20 protein-coding genes are annotated in these 21,152 nt (G+C 65.4%); 11 read left to right on the top strand and 9 right to left on the bottom strand.

Features of this window, described 5'->3' with window-relative positions; all coding sequences use genetic code 11:
• Window positions 1-1,065 (bottom strand): A/G-specific adenine glycosylase, encoded by a 1,065-nt coding sequence (locus tag AC3WLM_RS12530; protein ID WP_492477524.1) that lies wholly within the window; start codon window positions 1,063-1,065, stop codon window positions 1-3.
• A 29-nt stretch (window positions 1,066-1,094) separates the two neighbouring features.
• On the opposite strand from AC3WLM_RS12530, the gene AC3WLM_RS12525 reads away from it, so the two are divergent.
• The 4 genes from AC3WLM_RS12525 (at window position 1,095) to smc (ending at window position 6,813) form a co-directional block, all read left to right on the top strand.
• Window positions 1,095-1,664, top strand: coding sequence for a DUF721 domain-containing protein (locus tag AC3WLM_RS12525; protein ID WP_039332920.1), 570 nt, complete (start codon window positions 1,095-1,097; stop codon window positions 1,662-1,664).
• Window positions 1,661-2,380: a DsbA family protein gene (locus AC3WLM_RS12520; protein ID WP_492477523.1), complete on the top strand. Its 720-nt coding sequence runs from the start codon at window positions 1,661-1,663 to the stop codon at window positions 2,378-2,380. Before AC3WLM_RS12525 ends, AC3WLM_RS12520 begins: the two co-directional genes overlap by 4 nt.
• Window positions 2,381-2,591: 211 nt before the next feature.
• A complete protein-coding gene (locus tag AC3WLM_RS12515; RefSeq protein WP_492477522.1) occupies window positions 2,592-3,341 on the top strand; it encodes a thioredoxin domain-containing protein in 750 nt (249 codons plus the stop codon).
• Between the two features lie 31 nt (window positions 3,342-3,372).
• Window positions 3,373-6,813 carry a chromosome segregation protein SMC gene (smc, locus tag AC3WLM_RS12510; protein ID WP_492477521.1) on the top strand — a complete coding sequence of 1,147 codons (3,441 nt, stop codon included), beginning with the start codon at window positions 3,373-3,375 and terminating at the stop codon, window positions 6,811-6,813.
• Here the strand turns inward: smc and soxR are convergent.
• Window positions 6,810-7,250: a redox-sensitive transcriptional activator SoxR gene (soxR, locus tag AC3WLM_RS12505; RefSeq protein WP_039332918.1), complete on the bottom strand. Its 441-nt coding sequence runs from the start codon at window positions 7,248-7,250 to the stop codon at window positions 6,810-6,812. The two genes, smc and soxR, sit on opposite strands and share 4 nt — an antisense overlap.
• A gap of 105 nt (window positions 7,251-7,355) precedes the next feature.
• On the opposite strand from soxR, the gene AC3WLM_RS12500 reads away from it, so the two are divergent.
• Window positions 7,356-7,733 (top strand): VOC family protein, encoded by a 378-nt coding sequence (locus AC3WLM_RS12500; protein ID WP_492477520.1) that lies wholly within the window; start codon window positions 7,356-7,358, stop codon window positions 7,731-7,733.
• Entirely contained in the window at window positions 7,723-8,568 is an 846-nt protein-coding gene (locus AC3WLM_RS12495) for an arylamine N-acetyltransferase family protein (protein WP_492477519.1), read from the top strand. The genes AC3WLM_RS12500 and AC3WLM_RS12495 overlap by 11 nt, the downstream gene beginning before the upstream one ends.
• Here the strand turns inward: AC3WLM_RS12495 and ubiA are convergent.
• Window positions 8,547-9,461 carry a 4-hydroxybenzoate octaprenyltransferase gene (ubiA, locus tag AC3WLM_RS12490; RefSeq protein ID WP_492477518.1) on the bottom strand — a complete coding sequence of 305 codons (915 nt, stop codon included), beginning with the start codon at window positions 9,459-9,461 and terminating at the stop codon, window positions 8,547-8,549. The two genes, AC3WLM_RS12495 and ubiA, sit on opposite strands and share 22 nt — an antisense overlap.
• Before the next feature lie 46 nt (window positions 9,462-9,507).
• Between ubiA and AC3WLM_RS12485 the strand changes: the two genes are divergently transcribed.
• The 3 genes from AC3WLM_RS12485 (at window position 9,508) to AC3WLM_RS12475 (ending at window position 12,041) form a co-directional block, all read left to right on the top strand.
• Window positions 9,508-10,257, top strand: a complete 750-nt coding sequence (locus AC3WLM_RS12485; protein ID WP_062343675.1) for a 16S rRNA (uracil(1498)-N(3))-methyltransferase — start codon at window positions 9,508-9,510, stop codon at window positions 10,255-10,257.
• 111 nt (window positions 10,258-10,368) lie between these two features.
• Window positions 10,369-11,742 carry a glutamate--cysteine ligase gene (locus AC3WLM_RS12480; protein ID WP_492477517.1) on the top strand — a complete coding sequence of 458 codons (1,374 nt, stop codon included), beginning with the start codon at window positions 10,369-10,371 and terminating at the stop codon, window positions 11,740-11,742.
• The gene (locus AC3WLM_RS12475; protein ID WP_039332704.1) at window positions 11,742-12,041 is read left to right on the top strand and encodes a putative quinol monooxygenase; all 300 of its coding nucleotides are present in this window, start codon (window positions 11,742-11,744) and stop codon (window positions 12,039-12,041) included. The genes AC3WLM_RS12480 and AC3WLM_RS12475 overlap by 1 nt, the downstream gene beginning before the upstream one ends.
• 3 nt (window positions 12,042-12,044) lie before the next feature.
• Here AC3WLM_RS12475 and AC3WLM_RS12470 read toward each other — a convergent pair whose 3' ends face one another.
• The 5 genes from AC3WLM_RS12470 to AC3WLM_RS12450 form a co-directional block, all read right to left on the bottom strand.
• On the bottom strand, window positions 12,045-13,379 hold the full coding sequence (locus tag AC3WLM_RS12470) for a methyltransferase family protein (RefSeq protein WP_492477516.1): 1,335 nt from the start codon (window positions 13,377-13,379) through the stop codon (window positions 12,045-12,047).
• A gap of 151 nt (window positions 13,380-13,530) precedes the next feature.
• Complete coding sequence (locus AC3WLM_RS12465) at window positions 13,531-14,871, bottom strand: outer membrane protein assembly factor BamB family protein (protein WP_039332699.1); 1,341 nt, start codon at window positions 14,869-14,871, stop codon at window positions 13,531-13,533.
• 18 nt (window positions 14,872-14,889) lie between these two features.
• Window positions 14,890-15,648: a tetratricopeptide repeat protein gene (locus AC3WLM_RS12460; RefSeq protein ID WP_492477515.1), complete on the bottom strand. Its 759-nt coding sequence runs from the start codon at window positions 15,646-15,648 to the stop codon at window positions 14,890-14,892.
• Between the two features lie 139 nt (window positions 15,649-15,787).
• A complete protein-coding gene (locus AC3WLM_RS12455) occupies window positions 15,788-16,957 on the bottom strand; it encodes a glycosyltransferase family 4 protein (RefSeq protein ID WP_492477514.1) in 1,170 nt (389 codons plus the stop codon).
• Window positions 16,954-17,808, bottom strand: a complete 855-nt coding sequence (locus AC3WLM_RS12450) for an alpha/beta fold hydrolase (protein ID WP_492477513.1) — start codon at window positions 17,806-17,808, stop codon at window positions 16,954-16,956. Before AC3WLM_RS12450 ends, AC3WLM_RS12455 begins: the two co-directional genes overlap by 4 nt.
• Window positions 17,809-17,880: 72 nt before the next feature.
• Between AC3WLM_RS12450 and AC3WLM_RS12445 the strand changes: the two genes are divergently transcribed.
• Window positions 17,881-19,287, top strand: coding sequence for a protein adenylyltransferase SelO (locus AC3WLM_RS12445; RefSeq protein WP_492477512.1), 1,407 nt, complete (start codon window positions 17,881-17,883; stop codon window positions 19,285-19,287).
• Between the two features lie 143 nt (window positions 19,288-19,430).
• Window positions 19,431-20,846, top strand: a complete 1,416-nt coding sequence (astD, locus tag AC3WLM_RS12440; RefSeq protein WP_039332690.1) for a succinylglutamate-semialdehyde dehydrogenase — start codon at window positions 19,431-19,433, stop codon at window positions 20,844-20,846.
• Window positions 20,847-20,850: 4 nt separating this feature from the next.
• On the opposite strand, the gene AC3WLM_RS12435 is transcribed toward astD, so the two are convergent.
• Window positions 20,851-21,069, bottom strand: coding sequence for a hypothetical protein (locus AC3WLM_RS12435; protein ID WP_039332688.1), 219 nt, complete (start codon window positions 21,067-21,069; stop codon window positions 20,851-20,853).
• Between the last annotated feature and the right edge of the window lie 83 nt (window positions 21,070-21,152).

The following is a 21,152-nucleotide window of genomic DNA, read 5'->3' as shown; positions in this document are numbered from 1 at the left end:
TCAGTCTGTCCTTCCAGCGACCACCAGCCGCGCCGCCTTGGCGAACACGGTCGGCAATCCGGCAGCCTCGATTGTCTCGACCGGCCACCATTCTCCTTGCGGAAGACTAACCGCTTGTGGCTGAACCGAAAGCATCAATTGCAATTCGAGATCGAAATGCGTGAAGCCGTGGCGCACCATTCCGCCAGCGCGCCAATCTCCCGCCAGCGCATCTGCGCCATCACCCTTGGCCGACCACCCATCGTCGGGCAAAGCGCGCATCCCGCCCAGCATTCCGCGCCCGGGCCGGCGCACCAGCAGGACCTTGCCATCGCGCTCCACCCAATAGACCCGGCCGGTCCGAACCGGCTTGGCCTTCTTCGCCGCCTTCACCGGCAGCCGCTCGGGCGAACCTTGCGCGTAACCACGGCATCCCTCGCGCAATGGACACAGCATGCAGCGCGGAGACCTTGCCGTGCAGATCGTCGCGCCCAGATCCATCATCCCTTGCGCAAAGTCCCCGGCGCGCTCCTCCGGTGTCACCTGCCCCGCCGCAAAACGGATTGCCGCCTTACCCGCAGGGAGGGGTTCGTCGATCGCGAACAGCCGCGCCACCACCCGCTCGACGTTGGCATCGACCACCACTGCGCGGCGCCCGAACGCGATCGCGGCAACGGCAGCAGCAGTGTATTCCCCCAGTCCCGGCAATTCGCGCAAGCCCGCCTCGGTATCGGGAAAGTTCCCGCCGCGCGCCGCCACGGCCCGTGCGCAGGCCAGCAGATTGCGGGCGCGGGCATAATAACCGAGCCCCGCCCAAGCGGCCATCACGTCGCCGTCGTCGGCTGCCGCGAGATCCGCCACCGTCGGCCAGACCTCGGTGAATCTGGAATAGTATGGTCCCACCGCAGCCACGGTCGTCTGCTGCAACATCACTTCGGACAGCCAGACCCTGTAGGGGTCCTGCCGCTCCTCGCCCGGCAACCGTCGCCATGGCAGGCGACGGGCGTTGGCATCGTACCACGCCAGCAGAAGCGGGGCGATTGCCTCCGGATCGAATGACTTTGCGGCTTCCTCTCTGGCTTGCATCGCGCACCTATGGCATGGCGCGAAGCGATATGGAAAGCACCCCTTCGGACGCGCCGAAACGCAAGAGCGCCCGGTCCACCAAGACCGAGGCGGGCAAGCTCTACGAGCGCCCCAGGGGCGGTGAAGCGCGCCAGATCGCCGATCTCATGCCCGCCATCGGCCGCACCGCCTTCCGCCGCTTCGGCTTCGTGCAATCCAGCGTGGTCACCCGCTGGCCCGAGATCGTGGGCGAGCGGCATGCGCGCCACTGCATGCCCGAATCGATCCGCTTTCCCCCGGGCGAGAAATCCGAAGGCATCCTGCAACTGGTCGTCAGCCCGGCGCATGCGCCGCTGATCCAGCATGTCACGCCCGAGATCATTGATCGGGTGAACCGCTTTTTCGGCTACAATGCCGTGGCCAAGGTAAAGATACGGCAAGGCGCCGTTCAGGCACCAAAGCCCAAGGAAGCTCCGCGTGCGGCGCCTCCCTCGCTGAAGCCGATACCGATGGAACTGGGGGATTCGCTGCGCGATATCGGCGATCCTGAACTGCGCACGGTGCTGGAATCGCTGGCGCGCAGTCTCGATAGTGCAACCGGTGGGAAGAAGATCGGATGATCCGCAAGTTTGCAGCAGCAGCAATCGCCGCCGCAGCGCTCGTCGCAACGGGAGCTTCGGGGCAGGCCACGAAAAAGCCTGCACCGCGCCCGGCAGGCGGCCTCAACTGGGCCGTCACCGGCTCCATCACGGCTGAAGGCCATCACGTGCTCGGCAACCCCGCTGCCAAGTTGCGCCTGATCGAATTCGTCAGCTACACCTGCCCGCACTGCTCGCATTTCGAGACCGAGTCCGAAGGCCAGCTCAAGATCGGCATGATCGCCCCCGGCAAGGGCGCGGTTGAAGTGCGCAATTTCGTGCGCGATCCGGTGGACATGACCGTGGCGCTCATCACCAATTGCGCGCCTGCCAACCGCTTCTTCCAGTTGCACACTGCCTTCATGCGCCTGCAGCCGCAGTGGATCGGCCCGCTTTCGAACGCTACCGCAGCACAGCGCCAGCGGTGGACAACCGGCCCCTTCGCCACCCGCACCCGCGCCATCGCCAGCGACTTCAAGTTCTACGAATTCATGGCAGCCCGAGGGATGGACCGCCAGGCCATGGACCGTTGCCTGTCGAACGAGGCGCTGGCCAACAAGCTTGCCCAGCGGACCAATGACGCTGCCGAGAAGCTCGGCGTCACCGGCACCCCCAGCTTCATGATCGATGGCATCCTGCTCGCAGGCACCCATGACTGGGATTCGCTGCGCCCGCAAATCCTCGCGCGGATGGATTGAGGAAGTTTCATATTTCGGGCCTCATGGGCCCCGGCCTGCGCCGGGGCGACAAGCAAGAAGGCCATTCATTTCTCCGTTGCCCCGGCGCAGGCCGGGGCCCATGACCCCTCGATCAACCGCCATCCACAACCCCACCGCACACCCCCTTCAAACCCCGGCAACAATCCGCTAGCGTCCTTCCAAACCGCCAGAAAACGGGAATATCCAGACGATGAAACTCGCCCGCGCGCTCCTGCTTGCCACCCTTCCGCTGACGCTTGGCCTTGCCGCCTGTGACAAGAAGGACGCCGCTGCCGGAGGCGAGATTGCCAGCGCAGAGCCGATTGCCAAGGTTCCTGCGCCCGCCGGCCAGTCGTGGACCGAAACTTTCTCGGTCACGCCCGAAGGCGGTTACCTGATGGGCAATCCCAACGCCCCGATCAAGCTGATCGAATTCGGCGCGCTGTCGTGCTCGCACTGCGCGGAATTTTCGGAAAAGGGCTTCCCCAAGCTGCGCGATGAATACATCGCATCGGGCCGCGTTTCCTATGAACTGCGCCTGTTCCTGCTGAACGCGCTCGACATGCCGGCGGTGCTGCTGGCCACGTGCGGCGCCCCCGGAGCTGTGATTCCGCTGTCGGAGCAGTTCTGGGCATGGCAACCCAACATGTTCACCAACCTGCAGAAGGACGAAGCCGCCTTCCAGCAGATCCAGAACCTTCCCGCTGACAAGCGCTTTGCCGGCATTGCCCAGCTCGGCGGCATGAGCGAATTCTTCGCCTCGCGCGGCATTGCGGCCGCTCAGGGCTCGTCATGCCTGGCTGACAGCGCCAAGGCGACAAAGCTTGCCACCACCAACGAACAGTGGAGCAAGGAGTTCGACATCACCGGCACGCCGACCTTCTTCCTCAACGGCAGCAAGACCGGCGTTGCCAGTTGGCAGGAACTCGAACCGCTGCTGCAGAAGGCTGGCGCCCGCTAAGGAGGCCGAGACGGGTCGGGGGGCCTGATCGGTGCAATTCAAGCGCTTGAAACTCTCCGGTTTCAAGAGCTTCGTCGAACCTGCCGAACTGCGCATCGAACCTGGCCTCACCGGCGTCGTTGGCCCCAACGGCTGCGGCAAGTCGAACCTTCTCGAAGCCATCCGCTGGGTCATGGGCGAAAGCTCGCCCAAATCCATGCGCGGCGGCGGCATGGAAGACGTGATCTTTGCCGGGACCGCAACCCGCCCGGCCCGGTCCTTTGCCGAAGTCCTGCTCACCGCCGAAACCGATCCTGACGGGCCATTCGGGGCAGAGCTTGAAGTCATCCGCCGCATCGAGCGCGGCGCAGGCAGCGCCTATCGCGTCAACGGAAAGGACGTTCGCGCCAAGGACGTGGCGCTGGTCTTTGCTGACGCGGCAACTGGCGCGCACAGCCCAGCCCTGGTCAGCCAGGGCCGGATCGCCGCAGTAATCGCCGCCAAGCCTGCCGAACGTCGCATGATGCTCGAAGAAGCGGCCGGGATTGCGGGCCTCCACGTGCGGCGCCGCGATGCCGAACAGAAGTTGCGCGCAACCGAGGCAAACCTGGCGCGGCTTGAAGACATGCTGGCAGGCCTCGAAAGCCAGATCGGCACGCTCAGGCGGCAGGCCCGTGCTGCCGAGCGTTATCGCGCCGTCAGCGAGAAGATCCGCCTCGCCGAAGCCCGCCTCGTCTTCGCCCGCTGGCGCGATGCAGCAGCCGCCGCCGATGCTGCACGCAAGCAGGCCGTCGCGGCCGAGGAAGCAGTGAAGCGGGCTACCGACCTCGCGCAAGCGGCCCAGAAAGCCCAGCACAAGGCTGCTGCAGCCTTGGCCGAGGCGCGGGACGAACTGTTCGACCGGCGCCAGGACGCCGCAGCCCACGGCCAGCGCATGGCCTCGCTCACGGCGCAGCTCGAAGCGGCTGAGCAGCGGGTCAAGGACATCGATCGCCAGCTGACTCGGATCGAGGAAGACCGCGCCAGCGCGGATCGGCTGACCGAAGATGCCGCCGCCGCAATGGCGAAACTGGAGCAGGACCTCACCGCAGCCGAGGACTCGCTTGCCGCCGATAGCGAACGTCGCCCCACGCTGGCCGCAGCCGTGGACGACGCCGATCGTGCCGCCCGTGCAGCCGAAGTCGCCCTCGCTCAACGTGTGGCGGAGCAGGCCGGGATCGATGCCGAATGGCGCGTGGCCGAAGCAGCCGTCGCCGCTGCGCGCCAAAGGCTGACCCGGCTCGATGGCGATGCCGCGCGCTTGACCCAGCAGGCCGAAGCGCTTGCCCGCGAAGCCGATCCGGCTGCGCAGATTGCCGAGGCGGAAGCAAAGCGCGCGGCCGCCGCGGAGGCCATCGCGTCTGCCGAGGGACGCCGCGCGGACCTCACCGGCCAGCGCGAAGACCTGTCTGCCCGCCGTGACGCTACCAGCAATGCGTTGGCCCAAGCCCGCGCCGATCTTGCCGGGATCGAGCGTGAAGCCGACGCGCTCGCCCGCGACAAGGCGGCGCGGGAGAAAGCGCGCTCCGCCAAGGGCTTGGGCCAGTCTGCCATTGCCGGAACCCGCGCTGCTCCAGGCTACGAGCGCGCCTTGGCCGCCGTGCTCGGGCGTGACGCCTCCGCTCCGGTGGGCGCGGCCCCGGCCACTGCGGAGGGGCGCTTCTGGACAGGTGCGCAAGTGCCTGAGCCACTTGCGGATTCGCTGGCCCATCACGTCCCCCAGTGCCCGCCCGAACTGTCAGCGCGCCTCGCCCTGGTTCGCGTCGTCGATGCCGACGAAGGTCAGGCGCTCGTCCCCGGCGAATGGCTGGTCACAAAGGCCGGGCACTTGCGCCGCTGGGACGGATTCATCGCGCGGGGCGAAGGGGCCGCAGAAGCCGCTGCGCTTGAGGCCGAGAACCGGCTGGCGGAGTTGCAGGCGCTCCTGCCCGAGCGGCGCGCAGCGGTCTTGTCTGCCGAGACCGCGCAGGAAGAGGTTCGCGCCAGGCTCTCCGAGGTGCAGGGCGAACTCAAGCAAGTAGAGCGCGCGCTCTCTGCCGCTGCGGATGCCGAGCGTATGGCACTGCGGGCATTGGATGCCGCAGAGGCAGCGCGGGCGCGGCTCGAACAGCGCAAGGCGGAACTGACGCGGGCGCAGGAAGAGCTTTCGGATCAACGCCTTGCGGCTCAGGCGGAAGTGACGGCGGCTGAGGACAAGCGCAGCACCCTGCCCGATCCGGCTGCGGGCCGGGCGGCGCTGGAAGCGGCGCGCGCGCGCAACGACGCAGCCCGCGTCACCCTGCAATCCGCCACCGCCGCGTCGGCTGCGCTCGAACAGCAGATCGCCGCGGGCAAGGAGCGGCTGGCGGGCCTCAAGGGCGATATCCGTGCGTGGCAGGCCCGTTCTGGCGATGCCGCCAAGCGCCTTGCCGAGATGACCGGGCGGCGCGAGGAGCTGGAAACCGAGCGCGCGATCTCTGCCGCCAAACCTGCGGGGCTGATTTCCGAGATAGAACAGGGCGAGGGAATCCGCGCGAGGCTCACTCTCCAACTCTCCGAGGCAGAGCGGCAACTCTCCGAGGCGGAAGGCCAACTCTCGCAGGCAGAGGCCACACTCTCGGCCGCAAACGAGGCGCTCGCCACGGCCCGCGAAGGCCGCGCCGGAGCGTCTGCCCGTGCCGAGAACGAAGACGCCCGCCGACAGGAGATGGCGGCCATTTCAGGCGAGCGCTTTCAATGCCCTCCCCCCCTCCTGCCCGAGCGGTTCGAATTTTCCTCAGCCGACGTTGCCGCCGCGACTGAGGAGTCGGCGACGATGGACCGTCTCTCGGCGGAGCGGGAGCGCATTGGGCCGGTGAACCTCGTGGCGGCTGACGAGCTGAAGGATGCCGAGGAAAAGCATGGTACCTCGGTGGCCGAGCAGGCGGAGCTAACCGAGGCAGTTCATAGACTTAGAGGCTCCATCGGCAGCCTCAACCGCGAAGGGCGCGAGCGCCTGCGGGCGGCATTCGAGGCTGTCGATGGCCACTTCCGCCGCCTTTTCAGCCGCCTGTTCGGCGGTGGCGAGGCGCATCTGGCGCTGGTCGATTCCGACGATCCGCTGGAAGCAGGCCTCGAAATCTTCGCGCAGCCACCCGGCAAGCGCCTGCAATCGTTGACTCTTCTTTCGGGCGGCGAGCAGGCGCTGACGGCGGTCGCGCTGATCTTCGCGCTATTCCTGACCAACCCAGCACCGATCTGTGTGCTCGACGAAGTCGACGCGCCGCTTGACGATGCCAACATCGAGCGGTTCTGCGACCTGCTCGATGCGATGGTCGCCGAAACCCGCACCCGCTACCTGATCGTCACGCACAACGCCGTGACGATGAGCCGCATGCACCGCCTGTTCGGTGTGACGATGGTGGAGCGCGGCGTATCGCGCCTTGTCAGCGTGGACTTGGGCGGTGCAGTGGAACTGCTTGAGAACGCGGGCTAATCCAGCACATACCTTGGCCCCGGCCCAGCTGCGGCGGCGCGGTCATCCTTGTTGTAGAGCTGGCAGCGTTCGAGGCTGAGGCAGCCGCAGCCTATGCATTCGTCAAGCTTGTTGCGGGTGCGGGTAAGGAGCTGGATGCGGCTGTCGATTTCCTTGCGCAATGAGCGACTTATGCGCTGCCAATCAAGCACGTTCGGGGTGCGGCCCTGCGGCAGGGCGGCGAGTTCGCGTTCGATCTCTGCCAGCCCAAGCCCGAGCTTCTGCGCGATCTGCACAAAGCTCAACCGGCGGATGTCGGAGCGAAGGAAGCGGCGCTGATTCCCGCCCGTGCGGATCGAGGTGACGAGCCCGCGATCCTCGTAATAACGGATGGCGCTGACCGCGAGGCCGGTGCGGCGCGCGAGCGTGCCGATCGGGATGAGATCGTTGCGGGTAATGGCCAAGGTTCTGCGACTCCACGCTTTCCGCTTGACCTCAAGTTAACTTGAGGTTGCAGATTCGCAAGCATCGATTCGACACCGTATCCCGAAAGGACCCCGACGATGCCGTCTGCCCGCCTTGAACACGTCAACATCTCGGTCAGCGATGCCGAACGCTCTGCGGCGTTCTTCACTGAGCTTTGCGGGTGGCACGAACGCTGGCGTGGCCTGGCAATCGACGATGGATTTTCGATCCATCTCGGCACCGAGAACCATTACATCGTGTTCTATACCCCGCCGGGTGGTGTCTCGACGCGCTTTGCCAAAGGCATGCCGCTGCAGCACGTGGGCATCGAAGTGGATGACCTCGCCGCTGCCGAGCAGATCGTGATTGCAGCGGGGCTCGAGCCGTTCAATCATGCGGACTATGAGCCGGGCCGGCGGTTCTATTTCTATGACTGGGACGGGATCGAATTCGAAGTGGTCAGCTATGGCGATTGAACCGCTCTCCCCTGCGCAACTGGCCGCCTATCTGGCGCGGATCGGCGTGTCCGCGCCTGTGGCCGCCGACCTGCCGACGCTGGATGCCATCGTGAGGGCGCATGTTCAGGCAATCCCGTTCGAAAACATCGATGTACAGCTTGGTCGCAGCCTGACGATCGATCCTGCCGCGGCCTTCGCCAAGCTGGTGGAAGCGCGGCGCGGAGGCTGGTGCTATGAGCACAATGGCGTACTGGGCGCGGCATTGTCGGCAATCGGGTTCGATGTCGTGCGGATGAGCGCCGGGGTCATGCGACAAGCGCGCGGCGATGAGTGCATGGGGTCGCACTTGTGCCTGCTGGTGCAGTGCGATGGGCCGAAGCTGGTCGATGCGGGGTTCGGAAGCTGGCTCGGCGCGCCGGTGCCGCTCGAACCGGGGCAGTGGATGCATGATCCGCTGCCGGTGTCGCTCGGCCGGACAGACGACGCGATGTGGCGGGTTTCCGTCAGCCTTGGCCCCATAGCGATGTCGTACGATTTCGTGGACCAACCTGCCGACGAGGATCAGCTTTCGGCGCTATGCCATTGGCAGGCCAGTGATCCTGCCTCGGTCTTCGTACAGAACCTGACCGTGCAGAGGCGGCTTTCGGGCAGCTACCTGATGCTCAGGGGCAAGGTGCTCACGGTTGTGGGAGCGCATGGCGAAGAGCGGCGCGAACTGGGCTCCGCTCGGGAGCTGGTCAGCATCCTGCACGACCTGTTCCTGATCGACGTGCCCGAAGCGGCTGACCTGTGGCCCGCGATCGAGGCCCGCCACGAGGCGCTGTTCGGCGCTCAGGCCCCGCCGACGACGTAGCAGGCCGCGGCCATCAGCAAGCCGGCAAAGCGGTTCGAGCGAAACTTGGCCAGCGGATCGGCACCATCTTCCTTGAGCGTGGCGACCTGCCACGAGAGGTGGAGCGAGACCGGTGCCAGCGCCAGCAATGCGAGCGGATCGGCGCGCGTGAGCCAGATCGCCCCTGCCCAGCACAGCAAGGCCATCGTGTAGAGCCCGCCGACGCCTGCACGAACGTGGCTCCCGAACGAAAGCGCGGAGGACCCGATGCCGACCATGGCATCGTCTTCGCGATCCTGCAGTGCGTAGATGGTGTCATAGGCCATGCACCAGGCCCAGCACCCGGCGTAGAGCGCGGCCAGCGGGGCGAGGCGTTCAAAGCCCGTCGCCTCGACCCAGCCGACCGGCGCGCCCCATGTAAAGACAAGACCAAGCCACGCCTGCGGCCAGCCGGTAATGCGCTTCATGAAGGGATAGGCGGCCACGAGTGCGAGACTGCCAAGCGCCACGACCTGCGCTTCCCAGCGCAGTTGGAGCAGGACCACAAGACCTACGGCGCAGAGCGTGAGCAGCCAGATCCACGCGGTACGCTTGGTGGTTGCGCCGCTGGCAATCGGGCGAGCCGCGGTGCGGGCGACGCGGGCGTCGAGATCGGCATCGACAATATCGTTGTAGACGCACCCTGCCCCGCGCATGACGATGGCTCCCAAAAGCATCCACGCGAGGATGCCCCAGCGCGCCGATCCGCCGCCCAGGAACAGGCCCCAGGCGCAGGGCCAGAACAGCAGCCACCAGCCGATCGGCCGGTCGAACCGCGCCAGCAAGGCAAGGTTGCGCCAAGGTTGCGGCAGGCTGGCGACCAGACCCTTATGTTCGCTGTCGGGGACGATCGTTTCGGAAGTGGTCGAAGTCACATTACAGACTCTTAACGAAAGGCAATATCCGCGCTAGGCGGTGGGGATGACCGCGACTCCTGCCTGGCCACCGAAATCCGCGCCGCGGCTGTTCGTCGATACGACGTTGAGCGAGGGAATGCGACTGCCGATCGAGGGGCAGCAGGCGCATTATCTGGGCAAGGTCATGCGCGTGGGAGCAGGCGATGCGGTGATCGTCTGCGATAACCGCACCGGTGAGTGGCTGGCGCGCGTGACCGAGGCCGGCAAGCGCGAGGTGGTCGTCGAGGTCGAGCGGCGTCTGCGTGAACGCGAGGACGTTCCTGATTTCTGGCTCTGCGCGGCACTGCTGAAGAAGCCGAACTTCGATCTGGTGCTGGAAAAGGCGACAGAACTGGGCGCGGCAAAGATCGTGCCGGTAGTGACGCGGCGCTGTGTCGCGGACAAGCTGAACCCGGAACGCGCGCTGACGATCATGACCGAGGCGGCCGAGCAGTGCGCCCGCACGGCGTTGCCGGACCTTGGCGAGACGGTGAAGCTGGAGCATCTGCTGCGCGACTGGCCGGAAGGGCGAACGCTGTTCTTTGCCGACGAGAACGGCGGGATGCCGGCGGCAGTGGCGTTTTCGATCCATAACGGGCCGGCCGCCTTGCTGATCGGGCCGGAGGGCGGGTTTGACGAGGCGGAGCGGGCCTTGGTGAGGGCGCATCCGGCGGCAGCGGCGCTTTCGCTGGGACCGCGCATCCTTCGCGGCGAGACGGCGGCGATCGCCGGGACGGCCTTGTGGATGGGCATGCAGGGCGACTGGTTCGGATGAGAGCAACCTGAAGTTACAGGCGATTGGCGCGCTCTTGGCAACATTGCCTTGCAGGTGACGTGCTACAATTAGGCTGGCTAAAAGCTGTCCCGCCCATTAACGGAAGCGGGCATGAGCACGCGGCAAGTTTCAAATAGCAACGATCCCGTCATCGAGAGCCGCGACATGCTCGTGGTGCCGATGCAGAAGGGCGAAAAGCCCAAGGAAAACTGGCGGATCGGCACCGAGCACGAAAAGTTCGTCTACCGCACGGCTGACCGTGCGGCGCCTTCATATGGCGAGCAAGGCGGCATTCGCGACCTGCTGCACGCGCTGACAGAGTATGGTTGGGAGCCGATCATCGAGGGCGGGAACGTCATCGCGATGTCTGGCCCCGATGGTGCGGTGAGCCTGGAGCCGGCCGGACAGCTGGAGCTTTCGGGCGCGCCGCTGGTGAACCTGCACCAGACCTGTGCCGAGACCGGGCGTCACCTGGCGCAGGTCAAGACGATCGGCGACAAGCTGGGCCTTGCCTATCTTGGCATGGGGTTGTGGCCGGACAAGACCCGCGAAGAGCTGCCGATCATGCCCAAGGGCCGCTATGACATCATGCTGCGGCACATGCCGCGCGTGGGCTCGATGGGCCTCGACATGATGCTGCGGACCTGCACGATCCAGACCAACCTCGATTATCGATCCGAGGCGGACATGGTGCAGAAGTTCCGCGTCAGCCTTGCGCTGCAGCCGCTGGCGACGGCGCTGTTCGCCAATTCGCCGTTCCTCGAAGGCAAGCCCAACGGGTTCCTGTCGTACCGCAGCCATATCTGGACCGACACCGATCCGGCGCGCACGGGGATGCTCTCGTTCGTGTTCGACGAAGGCTTCGGGTACGAGCGCTATGTCGAGTACATGCTCGACGTGCCGATGTATTTCGTGTTCCGCGACGGCAAGTACATCGATGCGGCAGGGCTTTCGTTCCGCGATTTCCTCGACGGCAAGCTATCGGTGCTGCCCGGCGAGAAGCCGACGCTTTCGGACTGGAACGACCATCTTTCGACCGCCTTCCCCGAAGTGCGGCTCAAGTCGTTCCTGGAAATGCGCGGGGCCGATGGTGGTCCATGGAGCCGTATCTGCGCGCTGCCGGCGCTGTGGGTGGGCTTGCTCTACGATCAGGGCGCGCTCGATGCGGCGTGGGACCTGGTCAAGGGCTGGGACATGGAAGGGCGCGAACGCCTGCGCGCCGAAGTGCCCAAGCTGGGGCTTGATGCGTCGCTGCCGGGTGGGGGCAAGTTGCGCGATGCTGCTGCCGAAGTTCTGGCGATCTCGCGCTCTGGCCTGGCTGCACGCGCGCAGTTGAACGAGGCGGGTGACAACGAGACGGGCTATCTCCAGCCGCTCGACGAGATTGTCTCTTCGGGCAAGACCCCCGCCGAACGCCTGCTTGACCTCTACCACGGCGAATGGGGCGGCGACCTTTCGCGCATCTATGGCGAGAAGAGCTTCTGATGATCATCGTGATGGGCACTGTTCGCGTTCCGGTCGAGAACATCGAGGCGATCCGCCCGATGATGGCCAAGGTCATCGCTGCGACCTTGGCCGAGGATGGCTGCATCCAGTATGCCTATGCGCAGGACGTGCTCGATCCCGAGCTGATCCATATCGCCGAGAAGTGGCGCGACATGGGCGCGCTCAAGGCGCATTTCCAGACCGAGCACATGAAGGCGTGGGCGCAGGAGCGTGCGACGCTGGGGCTGTTCGAGCGCAAGATTCGCGTGTTCGAGAGCGACGAGGGCGCGGAGGTCTGACGCCTATTCGGCGGGCTGGACAACTGGCCGGCGCGGCGTGACAGCGCGGGCGAGCTTGCGCAGGATCGACGTGATAAGGCCGTGTTCGGCCATCCACGCGTGGTATTCGCGATACTTGGCGTCTTCGGCAAGAAGGTGCTGCTCCTCGGTGCGGGCGCGCCAGTAGTAGACCGCGCTGACGAGGCCGAGGATCACGGTGTTGCGGATCGCATCGACCATCGAGCCGCTGGTGGTGAGGAACGGCAGCGAGGCGAGCCACCAGTAGGCGTTCTTGGACAGGTAGGCGGGGTGGCGGGTGTAGCGGTAGGGGCCGTTGGTCAGGACGCCGCGATAGGTGAGGTTCGAAAAGCGCAGGCCGAAGGCGACGGTGGCCCAGGCGTACACGGCGGTGAGGAACACCAGCGCTCCTGCCCAGAGCCAGAGCAGGCCGGTGTGACCCTGGAGCCAGTAGGCCCATTCCGCGCCATTGTGGCGATAATCCAGCACGTCGCCATCGCCCATGAGGATGAACGGCGGGTAGCAGATCAGCGCTGCCACCCATGCCGACAGGTGCGGGTTGGCGGTGCGGATCTGCGCGTCCAGGGGCTTCATGGTGACGAGGTAGCCGACCATGGCGATCTGCACGTCGATCATGAACATCGTCTCGATCAACAGGGTGCCGAGCGCGACGGGGTCGTCGAGAACGGAAGCCCAGTCGAAGTGGATGACTGCAGCGAAGCCACCGGGCACGATCGAGATCATGAAGGCGCAGAAGAAGCCCTTGACCAGCCAGGCCAGGGCGTGGCGCTTCACTTCCGCCGGGTCCCAGGGTTCGCGCCCGATGAGCATGGCGCCGAAGTGCCACGATGCATCGCGCGGGTTGACGAGGACGCGGTCCAGCCAGAGGACATAAGGGATGGCGCCAAGGAACAGGAATGGCGCGGCCGTTTCCAGCACTTCCATCGCGAAGACGTATTGTCCGCGCCAGTACCAGCGGGCGATGCAGTAGGCAAAGCCGATGAGGGCCCACGTGGTCCAGAGCCCGGCGATCTTGGTGATCGAGATGTCGAGGACCTCGCGCAAGGGGCGTGGGCGAGACCAGTCTATGCCGGTCGACGGGCGCAGGTGGACCTTCTCCACCAGCAGCGCGTAACCGATCATCGCGCTACCCGAGAACAGCAGGGCGGCGAGCGCAGCGGAGGGGCCGTCCATCACTTCAGCGGGGGCAGAGAGGCCCAGCGTGGTGACGATCTGAGGCCAGAAGCGGCAGGTGAGGACCCACAGCACAAGGCCGATGACCCCGGCAAGGCCGGTGCCTGCGGAGACGTCTGACGGAGGCGGGGCCGGACGGGCGCTCATGCACCTGTCCATCGCATCAAAGGGTTAGGATATGGTTGTGATGACCAAGCGCGGGCATCCTTCGACAGGCTCAGGGTGAGCGGCCCTTTGATGAGCCGCTACCAAATCCGCTCATGCTGAGCTTGTCGAAGCATCAGACCCAAGGTCGCGCTCAGCGGAACGCGGTGATCTTGCCGCCATCATCGAGGATATAGAGCGTCTGGTTGGCGACGATGGGCGCAAGGGTGACGCTGGAGCCGACCTTGGTGAATTCGCTTACCGTGCCGTCATTTACCGAGGCGCGCATGACTTCACCGCGCGAGTTGGCGATCCACAGCTGGTTGCCGGCAAGAACGGGGCCGGTCCAGAGAATCTGGTTCTTCTTCTTCTTTTCGTTCCGGTAGCGCTGGAGCTGCGTCATCCAGCGGACCTTGCCGCTCGACTTGGCGATGCACAGCAGCTTGGCTTCGTCGGTCAGCGCGAAGATCCAGTCTCCGGCGATGGCGGGGGTGGAGATGCCTGCGAGGTTCAATTCCCAGATGCGCTGGCCGGTGACCAGTTCATAGGCGGCCATGCGTCCGCCCTGCCCCAGCGCATAGACGCGGCCGCGTTCGATGATCGGATCGGCGTCGATGTCGGTCAGGGTCGAAACCGAGGTGGCGATCGAGGTGCGAGCCAGAGCGTCAGCCCAAAGCTGGCGACCGTTCTCATAGCGATAGGCGACGAGCTCGCCCGAGGAGAAACCGGCGACAATGGTGCCCTGCCCTGCTGCTGGCGAGGCAACGCCGAACACGTTGGTCTGGCCTACCGAAGCGCTTTCATTCCACAGCACGGCGCCATCGGCTTCGTTGAGGGCAAAGAGCTGGTTATCCTGGCTCATCACCATGACCTGCCCGAAAGCGACCGTGGGCGAGCCGCGCAACGGGCCAGCGGGCTTCACACGCCACTTGATTTCGCCCGAACTGGCATCAAGCGAGGCGACTTCCCCGACGCCGTTGGTGACGTAGACCTTGCCGTCATCATAGGATGCGCCACCGCCGAAGGTGGAGCCGGCGTTCTGCTTTTCAGCGCGGACCGAGGTGTCCCACACGCGGGCGCCGGTGCTTGCGTCAAAGGCATGGACGGTGCCGTCCGTATCCATCGCGAAGAGCTTGCCGCCGCCAACGACCGGCGATGCGGCGAGGCGCTGGCGGGCATTCGAGCCCTTGATCGAGACGCTGAAGGCGCGCGAGGGCGATTCCGCAAGGGCGGCGTGGCCGTAGGATTTCGAGGCGTTGCCGCCGCCTTGCGCAAACTCGGTGTTCACTTCCGCAGCGGGAAGCACGACCGTCATCAGCGAGATCGAATCATCGACCTTGGTGCCGGCATCGATCTTGGAGAGGATCGGCTGGCGCGAACCGACCGTCGGCGTGGTCTTCACGCCCTTCTTGAAGACGCCGCAACCGCCAAGAGCGAGCGCGAGAACCACCACGCTGGTCAGCGAAGCGCGGCGGAAATTGGGTTTCGGCGTCATCGAATGCATCCTCAAAACTTATTGCGCGCTCTGCACTATCGTGGCGGTGCCGGGATCCTCCATGGCATCCACTCCGAGCAACCCGGCCATCTGGCGCGTGCGGCGGCGCAGGGTATCAGGCACGGTCTTGTCCTTGGCGATCTGCGCGAACATCGCCCCGGCAAGGTCGTTCTTGCCCTGCTTGACATAGGCCATGCCGACGAGTTCAGCCGCGCTGCCGAACCAGGCATTGCCGGGTACGGCCAGCGGCTTAAGACGCTCAACCACCTTGTCAGGGCCGAGCTGGTCGAAAGTCAGCGAGACTTCGCGGATCGTGGCGAGATCACGGTAGGCCTGCGGAATGTCGGCATCGGCGGCAATCGCGGCAAAAGCCCTGGCCGCTTCGGCGTTCTTGCCCTGTTCGGACAGGACACCCGCCGCCAGCATCTTCGCAGTAGCGCGGTAACCGTCAGTCCCTTCGGCAGCGAGGGGGGCAACCGCATCGGTGGCAGCCTTGAGATTGCGCACTTCGAGGTTGTCGAGTGCCTTCGTCAGCACTTCGCCTTGTTCGGCAGCCTTGGCGTTGCTGTGGTTTTCATACCAGAGATAGCCGCCCAGACCGAGCAGGCCCGCCACGATCAGCGCACCGACGGGCTTACCGTACTTCTGGATCGCGGTGTAGACCTGATCTTCGCGCAGGGCATCGTCCACTTCACGCAGGAAGGCATCGCCCTGCCCGGCCGAACGCTCGGCGAGCTGGTTGGAACGGGATTGCGGACTATCAGGACGGAGAGCCAAGGCAGCGCTTTCGGGAATTGGTTGACGTTTGCTAGCGTGTGTCTGGCGCGGTGTTTAGCGGATGGGCCCGCCTTTTCAACGGAATTGATTGCTCGTGCCCCACCTGCCGCGACGAGCGTGAACGCTTGCTGAAGGCTGTTCAGCGGAACGGGTTGGTCCCCAGCGCCTGCGCGTAGACTTGCGCGTAGAGGTTCGCCATCACGGACTCATCGAATTCGACGCGGGCGCGATCACGGTTGGCCTTGCCGATCGCGCGGCGCAGCGGTTCATCACCAGCGAGCGCGGCGATTGCGCCGGCGAAGGCAGCCTCATCGTTGGCGGGCACGATGAAGCGCCGGTTTGGCTCCGCCACCATTTCCGCGACGTCACCCACGGCCGGGCTGGCAACGGCGAGCCCGGCGGCCATGGCCTCGATCACCGAAAGCGGTGCCTGTTCGCTGTCGGACGAGAGCGCGAAGAGATCGAACAGGCCGACGGCGAGCGACGGATCGGCGACGTGACCGGGCAGGTGAACGCGGTGGCCGAGCTCCAGGCGGATGGCCTCGGCTGTGATCGCCTCGCGTTCCGGGCCTTCGCCGAGGATGACAAGGTGCCATTCGGGCGGCAGATCCTTCATCGCGCGGACCATGCGCGGCAGGTTCTTCACCGCGCGCAGGCCGGCGAGCGTGCCGAGCCACTTCTCGCCGGGGCGCTTGACCACGCGAGGCAGCAGGTCGGGCTTGGGCTTGCGGGCATAGAGACCAGTGTCGATGCCGTTGGCGATGCGCTGAACCCGGCTGCGCGGCTGGTGCCAGACGGTGAGTGCAATGTGCTCAAGCTGACGCGAGGGGACCATCAGCGCACTGGCGCGGGCAAGCGCAACGCGACGGTACCAGTTGCGGCTGGTCTTGAGGCCATCGGCCTCGTCGGCATTGAAGCCGTCTTCATGGTGGATCAGGGGAGGAAGGCCCATGGTCGGCGCGAAGACCGCATGGGCCATGCACGCGTCCATCGCGCCCCAGTTGTAGGTGAGGACGAGGTCGAATCCCCGCATCGCGCGGGCGAGCTGGCGCAGGCGGCCAACGCCAAGCTTTCCCGCAAGCGGCGGAAAGCCGAACGGGAAAAACGCGGACACCTTCTTGTCGATCAGGGCCTTGGCGCCCATCGCGCCAGGTTGAGCCGAGACGATGTGATGCTCGATCGGCTGATCTTTCCGCCCCTTCCCCCAGCGGTTCATCAGCGCGACGGCGCGCCGTTCCTTGCCGCCTGCATCGAACGTCGAATGCAGGTGGAGCAGCTTCAGGGGTCCCTTGACCGGTGGGCGGCTCATGCCCGGGCCAGCAGCCGTCCGATCGCGGCGATGCTTTCCGGCTCATCGAGTGTTGGAGCGTGGCCGGTGCGCGGGAGAGTAACGAGTTCGACGCCGGGCCGTGAGGCCATTTCCTGCGCGGTCGCAGCTTCCAGAATGTCGGACGTTTCGCCGCGCAGGATCAGAAGCGGGCGAGTGGCGAGCGCATCGAACAGCGGCCACATGTCGACTTGCGGGGTCGCGCCGGCGGGAGCCTCGAACGGCTCGGCAATCTTCATGTCGTAGTCGAAGGCGATGCGTCCGCCGGTACCCAGGACCATGATGCGCTTGGCATAGCGGAGCCATTGGGTGATGTCCCAATCGGGGTAGACATCGCCGCTGCTTTCCTGAAGCGCGCGGGCGGCGTGCATCCAGGTTTCGAAGTTTCGCCCCTGACCGACATAGCCGCGGATGCGTTCGAGGCCTTTCTCTGAGACCTCGGGGCCGACGTCGTTGAGCACGGCGGCGGCGATGCGCTGCGGGTTGGCGGCCGCGAGCAGCATGGTGAGCAAGCCACCGAGCGAGGTGCCGATGGAAACGAAACGCTCGATCCCTTCCTGCGCCAGCAGCGCCTCGACGTCCTGCAGATAGTGCATGGGCGTGTAGGTCATCGGGTCCTTGGCGTAATCACTGTCACCGCGGCCGCGCATTTCCGGGCAGAGGACCCGCCATGTGCCGGCAAGGCGGGCAGCAAGATCTTCGAAATCGCGGGCGTTACGGGTCAATCCCGGCAGGCAGATTACCGGGGGTTTGCTGGAATCGCCGTCGAAGTAGCGAAAATGCAGGCGCAATCCGTCGCTGCTGGTCCAGTAGCGATCTTCGTATTCGGCCATTTCGTCTGGTATTCCGCGTGAAATCGGGGGTGCCTGCTTGCGGGCAGGCCTGGTCATGCCCACTATTGCCGGATGCAGGCGCTCCCGCAAGACGCGATCTATCGCCCCTCACCCCGTATCATGGCTCTGGCCGACTGGATCGGCGATCCGGTGAAGGCGGCGGACTTTCCCAAAACCATACTGCGCTGGCGCAATGACCGGGCGGCAGCCGAGATCGGCTTGGCGCGTCTGACCGATCAGGAATGGGTGCGACATTTCGGGCGTTTCGAGCCTTTGGCCGACAACATGCCTGGACCGCTGGCGCTACGGTATCACGGGCATCAGTTCCGGGTTTACAACCCTGACCTGGGCGACGGGCGCGGGTTTACCTTTGCACAGATGCTCGACGCAGGCGGGCGGCAGATGGATCTGGGCACTAAGGGTTCCGGCCAGACGCCGTGGAGCCGCGCAGGCGATGGGCGGCTGACGCTGAAAGGCGCAGTGCGCGAAATTCTGGCGACCGAGATGCTCGAGGCGCTGGGGGTGAATACCAGCCGCACGCTTTCGGTGATCGAGACCGGCGAATCGCTGTATCGCGGGGACGAACCCTCGCCGACGCGATCGGCAGTGCTGGTACGCTTGAGCCATGGGCACATCCGCATCGGCACGTTCCAGCGGCTGGCGGCGCTGGAGCTCGAAGACGAGATGGCGCAACTGGGGACCTACTGCCTCGAGAACTTTCCGGGGGGCCACGCAGATGCGCCCCATCCGGCGGTGCGGTTCTTCAATCAGGTTGTCGAGCGCATGGCCGACATGGCGGCGAGCTACATGGTGGCAGGCTTCGTCCATGGCGTGCTCAATTCCGACAACATGAACGTGACGGGCGAAAGCTTCGACTATGGGCCGTGGCGGTGGCTGCCGAAGTGGGAACCTGGCTTCACCGCGGCCTACTTCGATCACCAGGGGCTTTATGCCTATGGCCGCCAGCCCGAGGCAATTCACTGGAATTGCGGGCAATTGGCCGTGGCCTTGCGCACGCTGGTAGAGGCGCCGCCGCTGATCGAGGTGCTCAACCGCTATCCCGAGCTGTACCAGCAGGCCATGACGAAGCGATGGCTGTGGCGGCTGGGTGTGGAACAACGCGGGCTGGAAGAGGATACGGCGCTGATCGGGGCTTGCGAAAAGGTGATGGCAACCCGGGGACTGGGACCGGATGCGTTCTTCTTCACCCATCGCTGCGGGCGCGGACCGTTCGGGGCAAGCGAGGAGGAGCAGGCGCTGAAGGCATCGTTGGCGCCTTACGTTGCGACCGACAGTAGCCATCCGTACTGGTCCGATGCAGCACCGCAGTCCATGCTGATCGATGAAGTGGAGGCGATCTGGGCTCCGATTGCCGGACAGGACGACTGGAGCGGTCTGTTCGCCAAAGTCGATGCAGTGCGGCGCATGGGCGAGGCAATGGGCGCAAGGCCCGAACCGGTGGGTCATTCGGCCGCGTGAATTCCGCCCCGTTTGAAATCCGAAAGGCAGGGGTGGTCCCGCCCATGAATTTTGTTTAATCGGTAACCAACGCTGCGTTACGGTACGTCCGGGATCGGGACCCATCGTTCGCGCAAGAATTGAAAAGAAGAGCAGGCAAATCCGTGGCAGCTGCCGAAATCGTATCGTTTGAACCCGCAACCGGCGCCGAAGTGTGGCGCGGCAAGATCGGCGATGTCGAAGAAGTCGTCGCGCGTGCGCGCAGGGCCTGGCCGGCATGGGCAGCGCAGCCCCTTGCCACGCGCATCGAGCTGGTGCGCCGCTTCGCCAACGAAGTGCGCAAGGATGCCGACAAGCTGGCGACAATGATCTCGCGCGAGACAGGCAAGCCGCTGTGGGAAGCGCGCACTGAAGTCGAAAGCGTCGTCAACAAGGTCGAGATCTCGATCCGCGCCTATGCCGACCGCACGTCGCAGCGCAAGCTGGACAGCGCGCTGCAAGGCACGGCGGCGCTGCGCCACAAGCCGCATGGCGTGCTGGCAGTGCTCGGGCCATACAACTTCCCGGCCCACCTGCCCAACGGCCATATCGTGCCGGCTCTGATTGCCGGCAATGCCGTGGTGTTCAAGCCTTCGGAAAAGACCCCGGCGACAGGTGAACTGCTGGCGCAGTGCTTCCACCGGGCGGGCATCTCGGCGGCCGTGGTCCAGGTGCTGATCGGTGGCCCCGCCGAGGGTCAGGCGCTGGTCGCCCATGACGGGATCGACGGCGTGCTGTTCACCGGCTCTGCCCACGCCGGCATCGCGATCAACCGCAAGCTGGCCTCGAATCCCGGCAAGATCGTGGCGCTGGAGATGGGCGGCAACAACCCGATCGTGGTGTGGGATACACCCAAGATCGAGGATACCGCCACGCTGATCGTGCAATCGGCGTTCACCAGCGCCGGGCAGCGTTGCACGGCCGGGCGGCGCCTGATCGTCAAATCTTCGATGTACGACGAGGTGGTGAGCCAGGTGAAGCATCTGGCCGACCGGATCATCGTCGGCGCTCCGTTCGACGAGCCGGCGCCCTTCATGGGCCCGGTGATCGACAACCGCACGGCTGACGGGCTGACCGAAAGTTTCGTCTACCTGCTGTCGTCGGGCGGACGGCCGATCAAGCACATGGTGCGGCTTCAGGACGGACTGCCGTTCCTGAGCCCGGCGATCATCGACGTTACCGGCATTGCCGAGCGGCCTGATGTGGAACTGTTCGGCCCGCTCCTGCAGGTGGTGAAGGTCGATGATTTCGACGAGGCGATTGCCGAGGCGAACAACACACGGTTCGGTCTTTCTGCCTCGCTGATCGGCGGCACCCCGCAGGACTACAACCGCTTCTGGGCCAATATCCGAGCGGGCGTGGTCAACTGGAACCGGCCGACCAATGGTGCGTCGTCTGCCGCGCCGTTTGGCGGTGTCGGGCTTTCAGGCAACCACCGGCCGAGCGCCTATTACGCGGCGGACTATTGCGCCTACCCGGTCGCCTCGAGCGAGATGGATCAGCCGCGCGCAAGCATCGGCGTGGGCCTGCGCAGCGAATAGGCATTCAGCTTTTCGGATCGGGAAGCGGGAGCGCCGGGTCGATCGGACCGCCGGGAACGATCGCGAGATTGCGCATGTTCTGCTGGCTGAGGTCGGGATCGACCATGAGCTGTCCTTCGAGGGCCTCGGTCATTACCGGGTCCAGCGGGGTCTTGTCCTGCTCGACAGGCGCAGAACCGCAGGCAGCGAGAGTCAGTGTGAGAACGAGGCCAAGGCTGCGCATGATGGTGGACTAGCGCGGCATGGTTAAGAAAAAGGGAGCGTCCCGCATCGGCGGAGCGCTCCCTCGCCGACCTTTCAGTGCGA

The organism is Novosphingobium sp. FW305-C-30-35 (assembly GCF_058783135.1).
The sequence above is the reverse complement of the archived record's forward strand: the minus strand, read 5'-3'. Positions and strand labels throughout refer to the sequence as shown.

What these genes read in the sequence shown, in the direction of transcription:
- AC3WLM_RS12475 (WP_039332704.1), top strand. Translation starts at nt 11,742, where the DNA reads ATGATCATCGTGATGGGCACTGTTCGCGTTCCGGTCGAGAACATCGAG.
- AC3WLM_RS12520 (WP_492477523.1), top strand. Translation starts at nt 1,661, where the DNA reads ATGATCCGCAAGTTTGCAGCAGCAGCAATCGCCGCCGCAGCGCTCGTC.
- AC3WLM_RS12455 (WP_492477514.1), bottom strand. Translation starts at nt 16,957, where the DNA reads ATGAGCCGCCCACCGGTCAAGGGACCCCTGAAGCTGCTCCACCTGCAT.
- AC3WLM_RS12485 (WP_062343675.1), top strand. Translation starts at nt 9,508, where the DNA reads ATGACCGCGACTCCTGCCTGGCCACCGAAATCCGCGCCGCGGCTGTTC.
- AC3WLM_RS12435 (WP_039332688.1), bottom strand. Translation starts at nt 21,069, where the DNA reads ATGCGCAGCCTTGGCCTCGTTCTCACACTGACTCTCGCTGCCTGCGGT.
- AC3WLM_RS12445 (WP_492477512.1), top strand. Translation starts at nt 17,881, where the DNA reads ATGCAGGCGCTCCCGCAAGACGCGATCTATCGCCCCTCACCCCGTATC.
- AC3WLM_RS12480 (WP_492477517.1), top strand. Translation starts at nt 10,369, where the DNA reads ATGAGCACGCGGCAAGTTTCAAATAGCAACGATCCCGTCATCGAGAGC.
- AC3WLM_RS12500 (WP_492477520.1), top strand. Translation starts at nt 7,356, where the DNA reads ATGCCGTCTGCCCGCCTTGAACACGTCAACATCTCGGTCAGCGATGCC.
- AC3WLM_RS12470 (WP_492477516.1), bottom strand. Translation starts at nt 13,379, where the DNA reads ATGAGCGCCCGTCCGGCCCCGCCTCCGTCAGACGTCTCCGCAGGCACC.
- AC3WLM_RS12465 (WP_039332699.1), bottom strand. Translation starts at nt 14,871, where the DNA reads ATGACGCCGAAACCCAATTTCCGCCGCGCTTCGCTGACCAGCGTGGTG.
- AC3WLM_RS12530 (WP_492477524.1), bottom strand. Translation starts at nt 1,065, where the DNA reads ATGCAAGCCAGAGAGGAAGCCGCAAAGTCATTCGATCCGGAGGCAATC.
- AC3WLM_RS12525 (WP_039332920.1), top strand. Translation starts at nt 1,095, where the DNA reads ATGGAAAGCACCCCTTCGGACGCGCCGAAACGCAAGAGCGCCCGGTCC.
- AC3WLM_RS12450 (WP_492477513.1), bottom strand. Translation starts at nt 17,808, where the DNA reads ATGGCCGAATACGAAGATCGCTACTGGACCAGCAGCGACGGATTGCGC.
- AC3WLM_RS12495 (WP_492477519.1), top strand. Translation starts at nt 7,723, where the DNA reads ATGGCGATTGAACCGCTCTCCCCTGCGCAACTGGCCGCCTATCTGGCG.
- AC3WLM_RS12515 (WP_492477522.1), top strand. Translation starts at nt 2,592, where the DNA reads ATGAAACTCGCCCGCGCGCTCCTGCTTGCCACCCTTCCGCTGACGCTT.